This window comes from Marinobacter sp. MBR-99 (assembly GCF_040547575.1).
In the GTDB taxonomy this organism is placed as follows: domain Bacteria; phylum Pseudomonadota; class Gammaproteobacteria; order Pseudomonadales; family Oleiphilaceae; genus Marinobacter.
Genome location: NZ_JBEPPY010000020.1, coordinates 1 through 12,560, shown reverse-complemented (window position 1 = coordinate 12,560; position 12,560 = coordinate 1). Strand labels below are relative to the sequence as shown.

General features: G+C 56.8%; 14 protein-coding genes. 6 read left to right on the top strand and 8 right to left on the bottom strand.

Annotation, left to right across the window (positions count from 1 at the left end):
- Positions 1 to 22: 22 nt before the first annotated feature.
- From ABIE59_RS15780 to ABIE59_RS15770, 3 genes are read right to left on the bottom strand one after another with little or no spacing between them, the layout of a single operon-like run.
- Positions 23 to 373, bottom strand: coding sequence for a hypothetical protein (locus ABIE59_RS15780; protein WP_354448420.1), 351 nt, complete (start codon positions 371 to 373; stop codon positions 23 to 25).
- Entirely contained in the window at positions 370 to 1,140 is a 771-nt protein-coding gene (locus ABIE59_RS15775) for a TrmH family RNA methyltransferase (RefSeq protein WP_354448418.1), read from the bottom strand. The genes ABIE59_RS15780 and ABIE59_RS15775 overlap by 4 nt, the downstream gene beginning before the upstream one ends.
- Positions 1,137 to 2,774 carry an NAD(P)/FAD-dependent oxidoreductase gene (locus ABIE59_RS15770; RefSeq protein ID WP_354448416.1) on the bottom strand — a complete coding sequence of 546 codons (1,638 nt, stop codon included), beginning with the start codon at positions 2,772 to 2,774 and terminating at the stop codon, positions 1,137 to 1,139. Before ABIE59_RS15770 ends, ABIE59_RS15775 begins: the two co-directional genes overlap by 4 nt.
- Positions 2,775 to 2,944: 170 nt before the next feature.
- On the opposite strand from ABIE59_RS15770, the gene rlmE reads away from it, so the two are divergent.
- Together rlmE and ABIE59_RS15760 are read left to right on the top strand one after the other, a co-directional pair.
- Positions 2,945 to 3,571, top strand: coding sequence for a 23S rRNA (uridine(2552)-2'-O)-methyltransferase RlmE (gene rlmE, locus ABIE59_RS15765; RefSeq protein ID WP_354448414.1), 627 nt, complete (start codon positions 2,945 to 2,947; stop codon positions 3,569 to 3,571).
- A gap of 187 nt (positions 3,572 to 3,758) precedes the next feature.
- Positions 3,759 to 5,120 (top strand): MBL fold metallo-hydrolase RNA specificity domain-containing protein, encoded by a 1,362-nt coding sequence (locus ABIE59_RS15760; protein ID WP_354448412.1) that lies wholly within the window; start codon positions 3,759 to 3,761, stop codon positions 5,118 to 5,120.
- Positions 5,121 to 5,183: 63 nt separating this feature from the next.
- On the opposite strand, the gene ABIE59_RS15755 is transcribed toward ABIE59_RS15760, so the two are convergent.
- From ABIE59_RS15755 to ABIE59_RS15745, 3 genes are all read right to left on the bottom strand, one after another.
- Entirely contained in the window at positions 5,184 to 5,465 is a 282-nt protein-coding gene (locus ABIE59_RS15755) for a type II toxin-antitoxin system RelE/ParE family toxin (RefSeq protein WP_354448410.1), read from the bottom strand.
- Positions 5,437 to 5,712 carry a type II toxin-antitoxin system ParD family antitoxin gene (locus ABIE59_RS15750; RefSeq protein ID WP_354448408.1) on the bottom strand — a complete coding sequence of 92 codons (276 nt, stop codon included), beginning with the start codon at positions 5,710 to 5,712 and terminating at the stop codon, positions 5,437 to 5,439. The genes ABIE59_RS15755 and ABIE59_RS15750 overlap by 29 nt, the downstream gene beginning before the upstream one ends.
- Positions 5,713 to 5,831: 119 nt before the next feature.
- A complete protein-coding gene (locus tag ABIE59_RS15745; RefSeq protein ID WP_354448524.1) occupies positions 5,832 to 6,449 on the bottom strand; it encodes a transposase in 618 nt (205 codons plus the stop codon).
- A 198-nt stretch (positions 6,450 to 6,647) separates the two neighbouring features.
- Between ABIE59_RS15745 and cysQ the strand changes: the two genes are divergently transcribed.
- The gene (gene cysQ, locus ABIE59_RS15740; RefSeq protein ID WP_286922177.1) at positions 6,648 to 7,415 is read left to right on the top strand and encodes a 3'(2'),5'-bisphosphate nucleotidase CysQ; all 768 of its coding nucleotides are present in this window, start codon (positions 6,648 to 6,650) and stop codon (positions 7,413 to 7,415) included.
- Between the two features lie 80 nt (positions 7,416 to 7,495).
- A complete protein-coding gene (rfaH, locus tag ABIE59_RS15735; protein ID WP_354448406.1) occupies positions 7,496 to 7,975 on the top strand; it encodes a transcription/translation regulatory transformer protein RfaH in 480 nt (159 codons plus the stop codon).
- Positions 7,976 to 8,100: 125 nt separating this feature from the next.
- On the opposite strand, the gene ABIE59_RS15730 is transcribed toward rfaH, so the two are convergent.
- Both ABIE59_RS15730 and ABIE59_RS15725 read right to left on the bottom strand, forming a co-directional pair.
- Positions 8,101 to 9,657: a methyl-accepting chemotaxis protein gene (locus tag ABIE59_RS15730; RefSeq protein WP_354448404.1), complete on the bottom strand. Its 1,557-nt coding sequence runs from the start codon at positions 9,655 to 9,657 to the stop codon at positions 8,101 to 8,103.
- A 147-nt stretch (positions 9,658 to 9,804) separates the two neighbouring features.
- Entirely contained in the window at positions 9,805 to 10,401 is a 597-nt protein-coding gene (locus tag ABIE59_RS15725) for a hypothetical protein (protein WP_061331476.1), read from the bottom strand.
- 219 nt (positions 10,402 to 10,620) lie between these two features.
- On the opposite strand from ABIE59_RS15725, the gene ABIE59_RS15720 reads away from it, so the two are divergent.
- Together ABIE59_RS15720 and ABIE59_RS15715 are read left to right on the top strand one after the other, a co-directional pair.
- Positions 10,621 to 11,988: a hypothetical protein gene (locus ABIE59_RS15720; RefSeq protein ID WP_354448402.1), complete on the top strand. Its 1,368-nt coding sequence runs from the start codon at positions 10,621 to 10,623 to the stop codon at positions 11,986 to 11,988.
- 46 nt (positions 11,989 to 12,034) lie between these two features.
- A complete protein-coding gene (locus ABIE59_RS15715) occupies positions 12,035 to 12,403 on the top strand; it encodes a hypothetical protein (RefSeq protein ID WP_354448400.1) in 369 nt (122 codons plus the stop codon).
- Positions 12,404 to 12,560 lie beyond the last annotated feature (157 nt).

Here is a 12,560-nt window from a genome sequence, read left to right as displayed (position 1 = left end):
TGGGGTCTGACCCCAACCTGGATTACCAGAACCAGCGCAGGGGTGCCGGGGCTTTTACGGTGTTTGGCGCCTGCCGCACCACCTGGGCGATCTCGGGGGAGCCGTGCTCTTCGGCACATTGGTACAACGCGCGAATGTGCTCCGGGCTGCGTTTGTCTTCCGGGTCCCGGTGGTTGGAGATGCAGCGTTCGAAGTATCTCTGCATCTGCGCCTGTCGCTGTTCGTCGTCGCCGGCCCAGGTTTGCAGGTTTTCGAGGCGGGCGACATCCACGGCGATGCCGTAGCGGTGCAGTTGCACCATCAGCACCATGGCCAGGATGAAGGCCAGGAATACTCCGAGGGAAAGGGTTCCGATCACGTAATTACGAATCATTGGTTTGCCTCGAAGGGGGATGCAACGCTCGCGATGGCGCCCCGGTTCAGCTCGTAAACCGCCATATTTACCGCAGAGGCCAGATTCAGGGACTCGATCTTCGCCGCTCCGGGAATGGTGAAGCGCTGGGCAGCTAGCTCGTTCAAAGCTTCCTGCGGCACGCCGCGGGCTTCGTTGCCGAACAGGTAGCAGTCGTGTTCTGCGAAAGCCGGATTGGCGATGGGGTCGCCACCGATATCCAGGCAGGCGATGCGACGATAACGGTCGGCGAGAGTGTCCAGTGAAACCTCGGTTTCAATCGGCACGTGAAAAATCGCCCCCATGCTGGCACGAACCACTTTCGGGTTGAACGGGTCGACACTGCCAGGGCTGAGCAGGCAGCGCATGCCACCGAACCAGGCCAAGGTGCGCAAGATGGTGCCCAGGTTGCCGGGGTCCTGGACTTCGTGCAGGTAAACGGCTTTTTGACCAGGCGCTGAGCTTTCGGCTGGCGCCGGCGGCATTGGTACCACCGCCAGAATACCCTGGGGCGTTTTGGTGTCTGCCAGCAGGGCCATTTGCCGGGCGCTGACCAGGTGCTTCGGCCAGGGGCTGTTCCAGTGTTCGTAGGCGCTGGTGACATAGAGCTGCGCTTGTCCCCAGGTGGAAGGCGCCTGACCACAAGCCTTTTCCAGCTCCAATACCAGATGCTCCCCCTCTACCAGAAAATGCCCGAAGGCCTGGCGGTATTTTTTCTGGTGTAGTTTCTTTATGTCGTCCAGCTTCACGATGGATTGCTCCCGGCGGTTTCCAGATCAGCCATTATGGCTTTGGCAACCGCTTCGGCTACCTTGATGCCATCCACCCCGGCAGACAAAATGCCACCTGCGTAACCTGCGCCTTCTCCGGCCGGGTACAGGCCGCGGGTGTTCAGGCTTTGCAGGGTGTCCCGGTCGCGGGTGATGCGCACCGGGGAGGAGGTGCGGGTTTCAATGCCGGTTAGCACCGCATCGGCCCGGTCGAAGCCGCGAATCTGCCGGCCGAACGCGGGCAGAGCTTCGCGGATAGCCTCGATGGCATAGGGTGGCAGGGAAGGAGCCAAGTCGCCTAATCGAATACCGGGTTTGTAGGACGGAACCACCTCGCCGAGTTTTTCAGACGGCTTACCCGCGATGAAATCCCCCACCAATTGCCCCGGTGCGCAGTAATCGCTGCCGCCCAGCTTGTAGGCATTGGCTTCCAGTTGCTCCTGCAGTTCGACGCCGGCCAGCGGGCCACCTGGAAAGTCTTGCTCGGGGTCGATATTCACCACGATGCCGGAGTTGGCGTTGCGTTCGTTGCGGGAATACTGGCTCATGCCGTTAGTAACCACTCGCCCCGGTTCGGAAGTGGCCGCCACTACGGTGCCGCCGGGGCACATGCAAAAGCTGTACACCGCACGACCGTTGCTGGCGTGGTAAACCAACTTGTAGTCCGCCGCACCCAGTTCCGGGTGGCCGGCGTATTTGCCCAGCCGGGCGTGGTCTATCAGGCTCTGCGGGTGCTCAATCCGAAACCCGATGGCGAAGGGCTTGGCTTCCAGAAACACGCCGCGCCGGTGCAGCATCCGGAACGTCTCCCGGGCGCTGTGACCCAGAGCCATCACCACATGCCGGCTCATCAGCTGCTCGCCACTGGCCAGTTCCACCCCTTTCACCTGGCCATTATCCACCAGCAGGTCGGTGACTTTCTGTTCGAAGCGAATCTCGCCACCCAGGCGAATGATCTCCTCGCGCATTTTTGACACCACGCCAGTCAGCCGGAAGGTGCCGATATGGGGCTTGCTCACGTACAGAATTTCTTCCGGCGCGCCCGTTTTGACGAACTCCGCCATCACCTTGCGGCCGTAAAACTTCGGGTCTTTGATCTGGCTATACAGCTTGCCATCGGAAAACAGCCCGGCGCCGCCCTCGCCAAACTGCACGTTGGATTCCGGCGAAAGCTGTTTCTTTCGCCACAACGCCCAGGTGTCTTTGGTGCGCCGGCGTACATCCTTGCCCCGCTCCAGAACAACCGGCCTGAAGCCCATCTGCGCCAGCAACAAAGCCGCAAACAAACCGCAGGGGCCAAGGCCGACCACAACCGGCCGCTCTTCCAAACCAGCAGGCGCCTGCGCTACCGGGTAATAGGCGGTATCCGGCGCGGGGCGAACGTGGGTGTCGTTGGCGAAACGGGCAAGCACGGCAGCCTCGTCTTGCACTTCCAGATCAATGATGTAAACAAACTTGATTTCGGTGTTCTTCTTGCGGGCGTCGTAGCTGCGCTTGAACACGGTGAAATCCAGTAGCTCATCGTCTTTCAGTTTCAGGCGATGCAGCAACGCGGCTTTCAGGGCAGCCTCGGGGTGGTCAAGGGGTAAAGCCAGTTCGGTAACGCGAATCATGGTGTGTCCAGGCCGCCCGGCGACTGCCCGGCGGATTAGGGTTGGAATGAAAGTCAGAATGACCGCCATTGTACTTTGGAGACGGGTGCTTGTCAGGCGCCGGTGCTTTTGCGGCGATGCTGGTGGCAGCGTACAATGCGGTTTTCCCGCAAGAACGCAGATAGCAAACCATGGCCCGTTCCAAAAGCAGTAACCGCTGGCTCGAAGAGCACGTTAACGACCCCTTTGTGAAACAAGCGCAACAGGACGGTTACCGTTCCCGCGCCAGTTACAAGCTGTTGGAAATCAACGAGAAAGACCGCCTCATCCAGCCCACCAATCTGGTGGTGGATCTGGGCTCCGCACCCGGCGGCTGGTCTCAGGTCGCCGCCAAGCTGGTTGGCCATAAAGGTCGGGTAGTGGCCTCTGACATCTTGCCTATGGACGCCATCGCTGGCGTCGAATTCATCCAGGGTGACTTCACCGAGCAGGAAGTATTTGATCAAATCATGGCCACGCTGGATGGCGCCAGGGCCGATGTGGTCATCTCAGACATGGCCCCCAACATCAGCGGCGTCAACGCTGCCGACCAGGCTGCCTCCATGTACCTGGTGGAACTCGCCCTGGACATGGCCTGCCAGATCCTCAAACCCAAAGGCAGCTTCGTCGCCAAAGTCTTCCACGGCGAAGGCTATGACGATTACGTCAAAGCCATGCGCGACGTTTTCACCAAAGTCGTCGTCAGAAAACCCGACTCCTCAAGAGCCCGCTCGCGTGAGGTTTATTTGGTGGGCAAGGGGTTTAAAGGCGCTGTTTAAGGGTCTGTCCCCGGGGTCTGTCCCCAACGGGGACTGACCCATTTTGGAACCAATGGGCTCCTGTTTAGTGCAACGGACGGGCAAAGGTGGGTCAGTCCCCGTTCGGGGACAGACCCTGAGGACAGACCCTCGGAGCTTTTTGCGCTAAGCTGGAAATAATATCCACCAGACAAGGATTTACACGCCTATGAAACTTCGCTTCCTCGGCGGCACAGGCACCGTCACCGGTTCTCGCTACTTGCTCTCTGATGAAAACCACCGCCTGCTGGTGGATTGCGGCATGTATCAGGGGGTAAAAACCTTGCGGCGGCGCAACTGGGCCACGTTTCCGGTAGATCCGTCAACCATCGATGCCGTGGTGCTCACCCACGCCCACATTGACCACTCCGGCTACCTGCCGGCACTGGTAAAAAACGGATTCAAGGGCAAAATCTACTGCACCAAGGCAACTCACGAGTTGTGCAAAGTGCTGCTGCCAGATGCCGGCTTCCTGCAGGAAGAAGACGCCAAGTACGCGTTCCGGAAGAAATTCTCCAAGCACGAAAAACCCGAGCCGTTGTTCACCGAAAAAGACGCCCGGGAAGCCCTCAAACATTTCGAGTCGATGCACTACCACGAGAAGTTCGAACCCGTGAAAGGCTTTGAAGTGAGCTTCACTCCGGCGGGGCACATCCTGGGCTCATCCTGCGTGCACGTTCACCACAAAGGTGCCGCCCGCACGGTGGTGTTCAGCGGTGATGTGGGGCGTCAGGATGATCTCATCATGCGGCCGCCCGAGCCCCTGCAGCATGCGGACGTCCTGGTGTGCGAATCCACCTACGGCGACCGTACCCACGGAGAATCAGACCCGGAAGGCGACCTGGCCGACATCATCACCAAAACCGCCGGCCGCGGTGGCATCGTACTAATGCCCGCATTCGCGGTGGGCCGCGCTCAGATGCTTCTGTACGTTATCCACAAACTCATGGGGCAGGGCAAGATCCCGAAACTGCCGGTGTATCTGAACAGCCCGATGGCCATCAAAGCCACAGAAATATTCTGCCAGCACCACAAAGAGCACAAACTCAACCGCGCCCAATGTGAGCTGATGGATGAGAAAACCGAATTCGTCCGCACCGTTGAGGAATCCATCGAGCTGGACGCCGTGCGCTACCCCTGCGTGATTGTCTCCGCCAGTGGCATGGCCTCCGGTGGCCGCGTGCTGCACCACCTGAAAACCCTGTTGCCCAATCCCCGCAACAGCGTCGTATTTGCCGGCTTCCAGGCGCCGGGTACCCGTGGTGATGCACTCGTACGCGGTGTCGAATCCGTCAAGATCCACGGCGAATACTGGCCAGTGAAAGCTGAAATCCACAACCTCGATTCCATGAGCGCCCACGGCGACTACAACGAAATCCTGGCCTGGCTGGAGCAGGGCACCCTGAAACCAGAAAAAGTCTACGTCACCCACGGCGAACCCGTCGCCAGCGACACCATGCGCAAACGCATCACCGAGAAATTCGGCTGGCCCGCCGAAGTCCCCGAACTCTTCGAAGAAGTCGAAATATAAAATTGGGGTCAGACCCCCGGACATTTCACCTCATCAAATGTCCTGGGGTCTGACCCCAAATTGCTATAGCCAGTCTTCGCGCTCGTGACGCACCCTGATAATAAAAATATTGTGGGCGTCAATGAGTTGGTAAATCACGATATGCACGCCAACCGGGTGAATCCTCACCGGTGGAGACAACTCCAGGCGTTCATTTGCAGACAGCGGGTTTTGAGCAAGGGACTCAAAGCACGCCTGTAATTTAGTGTGGTAGGCGTCGGCCTGAATGTCGCCAAAGTTTTCCAGTCCGTGGAGGTATATAGAGATAATATCTTCTTCAGCTTTCCTGCTGAGAATGTAGTTCATCGATTTTTCCATCCATGGCGAGTTGCCTTGCAGCAGCCTTGAGTTCATCCATCGAACGAGTCCCCTCGCCGCTAGCAATTCCGGCCGAAACAAGAGCCTGCAACTGCTCGATCTTTTGTCGCCGGTCCTGGTCCTTGCGAATCAAATCCCGAACGTAATCGCTGGTATTGGAATACCTGCCGGATTCCGCTTGTTGTTCCGCCCAGGTTTTCATCGCATCGGGCAGAGATATGTTCATGGTTGCCATAATCAAATCCTCCATTACAGCCATTATGGCAATCTTTGCCAAAAAAGGCACCGTATTCCATTTGGGGTCAGACCCCCGGACATTTCACCTCCTCAAATGTCCTGGGGTCTGACCCCAAATTAGAACTCTCCGAATTTCGCCTTGATCCGCTCCCGAAATTCTTCAGAACCGAGCGGCTTGCCGGAGATCGCCGCATAGTGAATCTGCTCATCCATTCCGTCAGGGCTGGGACTGGCGACGAACGAGCGGTAGCTGATGAAGCGCCTCTCGGCATCGGGTTGAAAGTTCAGATAGCAGTCGTGCGGCGTATGCATGCCCGAGCGCATCCCATAGGCATGGCAGTTATAGCTGGACCATTGATAGTCCCCGGCATACTCCACCATGCCCGCCTTCACCGGGTTCAGTTCGATATAGCGCTGGCATTGCAGAAAGTACTGGTCGGTATCCACCAGGCAAGACTTGAACCGCCCCTCCCACAAGGTTCCGGTACGGTCATATTTGTGGTTGTAATACTGGGCATAGCGCTGACCAACCGCCTTCATAAGGCTCGAAAGCGCGCCCTCAACGTTGGGCGTCACTAACAGATGGGTATGGTTGCTCATCAGTACCCAGGCGTGAATATCCACCTGAAATTCCCGTTGATAGCGGGAAAGATAGGTCGCATAAGTGGCGCGATCGGCCAAATCCTGAAAACATTCCTGCCGGTTATTCCCCCGCTGAATTACATGCTGGGGCATCCCGGCCGGGCAAATCCGTGGTCGGCGGGGCATCTCACAGTCCTTGTGAATTGATTTGTAACCGCAACAATCTGCCGCAACCGGCCCAAAAATTCAAGTTGGGGTCAGACCCCAAGACATTTCGCCCCATCAAATGTCCGGGGGTCTGACCCCAAAATTTGCTATTATTGCGATAGATACGGCCAGCGGGATGCAAACATGTATTACAGCTCGATTCTTCCGGAAGTGATCAGAATTGCAGATGAAGCCAGCGAGAAGGCTTTGCATATCTACCAGTCTGACTTCAAGGTGAATTACAAGGAAGATCAGTCACCCATCACCGCTGCTGACACGGCCAGCCACGACATTATCGTGAAGGGGCTGCGTAACCTCACGCGGGATATACCGATCTTGTCGGAAGAAGGCGCAGAGATTCCCTGGGAAGAGCGCAAACACTGGCGTCGCTTCTGGTTGATTGACCCCATCGACGGCACCAAGGATTTCACCCAGCGCACAGGGGAGTTCACCGTCAACATCGCCATGATCGAAGACGGCGAGCCGGTGATGGGCGTGGTTACCGCGCCGGCACTGAAAGAAGCCTTCTGGGGCATCAAAGGCGAGGGCGCCAGCATGCGTGATCGCACTGGCCGCATACACCGCATTCGCGTGGCCGAACCCAGAGAGACCCTGCGAGTGGTGGCCAGCAAGAACCACCTGAACGATGAAACCCGCGCCTTCATTGATACCCTCGGCCCCCACGAAACCGTGCAGGCGGGCAGCTCCCTGAAGTTCTGCCGCATAGCGGAGGGCCATGCCGACATCTATCCCCGCATGGGGCCCACCAGCGAATGGGACACCGCCGCCGCTCACGCCATCCTCCTGGCCGCTGGCGGCAGCGTGCAAACTCCCCAGGGCGAACCCCTGAAATACGGCAAGGAAGATGTGCTGAATCCGCATTTCATTGCGGCGGGTAGCTGGTATTTTTGAAATTGGGGTCAGACCCCAAGACATTTCACCTGATCAAATGTTCTGGGGTCTGACCCCAAAGATGCAAAGATGGATTTTTCATGACTTGGTATGCTTTACAACACAAACCGGCCCAAGGGGATCGGGCGCTGCAGCATTTGCAGAATCAGGAGGTGGCCTGCTTCTACCCGAAGGTCGAAGTGGAGAAGATCAAGGCGGGTAGACGGATCAGGAAGCTGGAGCCGTTGTTCCCCGGTTATCTGTTTGTGAATCTGGAGCAGACCGATCCCATGTGGTCGAAGCTTCGCTCCACGCGGGGTGTTGCTCGTATCGTGGGGTTTGCCAACAAGCCGGCCGCCATCGCCGATGAGGTGATTGAACACATCAAAGTCAGCCTGGATAAAGTTGCGGAGCAGGGCGGTATCAAGCCGGGCCAGCCGGTTGAGCTGGACGAAGGGCCGTTCAAGGGTATCAGCGCTATCTTCCAGGCCTACGATGGGGAGGAGCGGGCCATCGTTCTTATCACTTTCATGCAGAAACAGCAGCAGGTAAAGGTGCCGGTTTCTGTTATTCGCAGCTAACTTTCCAACGTAAAGTGTGCGCTATTACGCGAATTCACATTTCTCTTTTTATCATTACATAAACCATACTGAATCAGGCAGTGGGCTGAAGAAGTGCGATAGGCTAATGAGTTTAAGTTCAACTCTTACTTGAAGCGGACGACCAGCTCGTGCAGGTCTTTAGCGATGTCGCCCATCTCGCGCACGCTTTGGGTGGATTCCTCGCCCTTGACCAGGTTCTGTTCCGCCATATTTGAGATGCGTTCTACCTGTTCGTTGATCTGATCAGACACCTGCGCCTGTTCTTCAACGGCGGTAGCCATCTGCAGGGCCATTTCAGCGATAGTGACCACATACTCGGCTATGTCTGACAGGCTTGCCTGGGCTTCGAGCATCTTTTCCAGGCCATTATCAGCGGCTGTCACGCCGGTTTCGGCGACCTGCACCGATTGCTCGGATTTGCCAATGAGTTCGGAAACCACACCATGAATCTCCTTGGTCGATTCCCGGGTTCGGCGGGCCAGGTTGCGCACTTCATCGGCCACCACCGCAAAGCCCCGGCCGTGTTCACCAGCCCGTGCTGCCTCGATGGCGGCATTCAGGGCAAGCAGGTTGGTCTGTTCGGCGATGTCTTCGATAATTTTCGCGGCAGAGGCAATCCGGTGGGTTTGCTGGGCCAGATCGTTAACCGATTGGCCGATGTTGTGTACGGTCTGCTTCAAATTCTCGATGGCGGCCCGGGTAGAGTTGATGGTGGCAACACCCTGATCAGACGCCTGGCGGGCGTTGTCCGCCTTGTCGGCAGTCAGTTGCACGTTCTGTGAAACCTCACCGATGGTCACCGACATCTCATGAATGGCAGCCGCCACCTGTTCGGTTTCCTGCTGCTGTTTCTGCATGGTGTGCTGCGTGTCGTAGGCAATCTCGAGGTCCCGCGTGGTGTGCGACCTCATCGCAGCAGATGAATCTTCAAGCCGGGTTAGCACCGCGTCCAGGTGCGCCTTCTGCGCCATCACCGCCACTTTCAGCCGGCCAAGGCCAAGCATTTCATCGGTGTAACTCCGGGCCGCCAGATCGCTGGTGAAGGTCTTGCCCATTTGTTCCATTACGGAGGTGATCAGATTCGATTGTGACACCGTTGCCCAGACATGCCGCCCAACAAAGACGAATGCCAGTAAGCCCGTGGCCCCGGCAACCTGCCCAGCACCGTAAAGGAGACCTGCCGCGACCAGTACAATGCCCACAAGGATATGCGGAATAGCGGATGCATAACCCCGAAGTTTCAGTGCTGGCTTACCCGCCCGAATGCCCGCGTACAGTTTCTCTGCCCGCGCCACATCCTCCCGGGCAGGGCAGGAGCGAACCGACTCGTACCCGATGATCTCCCCGTTTTCGGTCACTGGTGTGACGTAGGCGCTCACCCAGTAAAAATCGCCGTTCTTGCACCGGTTCTTGACCAATCCCATCCAGGGCTTACCGGCTTTCAGACACCCCCACATCTCGGCATAGGCCTCCGGCGGCATATCCGGGTGGCGAACAATATTGTGGGGCTGGCCAATCAGCTCTTCACGGTTGAAGCCACTGACGTCAACGAATGCTTTATTACAGTGCCGGATCTTGCCTTTCAGGTCGGTGGAAGAAATCAACTTCTGGCTGGGCGAGAAGGTGCGCTCGGTGTTGGTAACAGGAAGGTTCTTTCGCATAAGCACTCCGCGATTTTGTTATAGGGAATGTCCATCAAACAATGTCGGCGCTGCCTCCGATTTATCTGAGATCAAGTTGTAAGGAAGTGTTCAAGTACAGTTATAGAAAGAATTTGGAGGGTTTGCTTGAAAAAATAAACAATTGGGTCAGGCGTTTTCGGGCAGGGAGAAGCGAAGCGTTGTCTGCGGTGGGATCACGGTAATCTGGTCGTCCAGAATGGCGTCCAGGTTGTAGATGGTGACGAACTTGGCGGTACCGAAGCGGGTGACGGCGTCATAGGCAATGGCCGTTAACTCCCGATATGGGGCCAGCTCCACCAGTTTGTCCAGCAGGTCCATCCGGTTGGAAGGCTTGCGGGGGAAATCCTCACGGGGAGCGCATTCTGCGTCCAGCCACTGGTTCCATAACCGGTTAACGTCGTCCAGCACTTCCCGGTTGGCCCGCAGGGGCAAGTTGAGGAAGCGGCAAGCGTTGAAGGTAGACAGCTTCTGCTTATTGCTGTCCCAATCGCCAATATCGACTTTGATATCGGCAAAGCAGACGCCCAAGCCTGTCGATGCGCTTTCACGAACGGCAGCGCCGATCAGACTGCCAGGGCCCTTGTTGCCATAGAGGAGGGTAATGCCTTTACGGGGAAGCTGAAAATCCGGCCCCTGAAAATAGTCAGGTTGGCAGATGGTGTATTCTGCAGGTTGCTGTTCGCCCTCGTAGAAGAAGAACGTTTTGGTACCAATGGCAGACACGGTGGCTTTACACTCCGGAAAATCAGCATGATGAAAGCCTGGGTAATGGTCAGCGCACTATTTTCTGCACCTCAGAGCGTTTGCTCAATGTCCATCAGAAGCACCCAGACTGTTCAGCTTCGTATGGTAACATTGAAAAATATTATACAAAAACGAAAGCGTGCCATTTGTGATTCAGTGTGGATATTATCAATGAGTATTAAAGGATAAAGGCAAAGCATGGCAAGAAGCGAACTCACTCACCCGTCAAAACCGATCAACGGCCAATCCCTGATGAGCCTCAAAGCAGTGCTGGAGAGCTACCTTGGTGGCGGCGAAGTCCGTGATCTTGATCTGGCCATGCTGATGAACGTCCCGTTGAATCGGTTGAGCCAGCTTAAGCGAGCGAAAAGCTCTATCGAAACGGTCGGGCGAGACGTAACGCCCGATGAAACCCTGGGCCTGGCCGATGACGACGACGCGGTGGCCGAACTTCCCGGATTGCGGCCAAGCCAGGCCATTTTGGTGCGGTTGCTGCTGAAACACCCGGAGTGGGTGCCCATTCCGTTGCGCCCCTCCCACCCGGAAGTGTTTTCCCTGCTGCAGCCGTTTATGCCGGGGGCGGATGGCAGAACACCCAACAAGGCGGGCTTTGCGCCTTTGTTTGGCCGCTCGTATATTTCTTCCTACAAACTGCTGTCAGAGAGCGCTGACGGCTCCCAAGGGGCCGGTTTGCCCATCATTCGCCTGCAGCGACTGGTGGTGGCAAAGTATGCCCGTGCATTCGCAGACGCACTCGCGGCATTGGCCAGCAAAACCCCAGAGGTGCCCGCTGATGTCCTGGCCACCGCAAAGAACCTGAATGTCTGGGCCCTGCTCCGCGAGCGGGATTCACTAACGGACTGGATGAATGATGAACTGCTGCTGAACTTCGAAAACGACGTGAATCAGCGCTTTCAGGTCTGGTTCAACGATCAATACCTTGGCATTCTGAAAGACGAGGCCGCCTCACGGGATACCAGTCCTGAGCAGGCGATCGAGAAAGGTAAATGGACCAACACCGAAGAGGTGTCTGACCAGAAACTGGCCTCCTATAGCCGCGCCCAACGCCCGATTCTGGGTCGCAGTGACAGCCCCTTCTCATTGTTCCGGGAAAGCTTTGGCCTCACCAGTGCCGAGGCATACTGGGTATTTGGTATTCAGGTAAAAGCCTTCTATCGATTCCGCCAGCGGGCGAACCAGCGTATCGATGCCCCTACCTCTATTCTCCTGCGTTATCTGTTCCGCTACCCGGACGATATCGATCTGTTCATGCCGGTACCGGCCTCTGGTCGTGACATTTTCGATGCCATCCAGCAGGAAGATCCGGACTTCAAGCTGAGCCAGCTGGCGCCTTTGTTCGGGGCATCCAGGGTAATGAGCTATGAATTTGCGGAGCCAGAGGCCGCTTGTCCATTCTTCGCCCGCCGCCTTGCCACGGTTTTCTGGCAGCAAAAGCAGAAAGGGGAACCAATCTACCGGGCCATGCGTGAGTGTGTAGAGGAGGAAGTTATCGCCCGTGGGCTGGACCTTGGGCAGTTCTGGCGGGATGGTCGTTGGCACAAATAGTCTTGAATCCAAGGCCCAGCTAAGCTTGATTCGAGATGATGCTTTAATGTCTGTGAACGGCAATGACGTGCTTGGGGCTTTGCCGGTAGGAGATCTGCTGAACGGCCTACCGTTCGAGAGTGACAACCCGCTTTCTGTCTTACTCGATCTCATTGCGAATTTTCCAGATGGTGGGGAGGGGCTGCCAGGTTTCGATGATTTTCCTGGGGTTGATGAGCTGCAATCTGTCCCGGTGTTATCAGAATTAGTTGGCGTTATTGCCGGCGAGGCACCACATACTGGGCTTCCTGGTTTTGACTTGAGCGAGGTCCCTGTAGTTATTGACCTCTTATCAGCACTGGTAGAGTTGAATGAGGGTAGCGAGGATCTGTTTGGCGACATTCCATTACTTGGTGATCTACTGGGTCTTATCTAATCGGTTCGCCTAATTAGCGATTTGTATTATCGGAAGGCAGGATGGGCAACACCCATCCTGCCTTTTTGTTTGCCCGGCGAAGCCGGCAAACCCGTCCGCCTGAAAGAGGGCGGAGTCACCCCGACTGAGGGGAAGACAATCCGAATGGCAAGGGCGT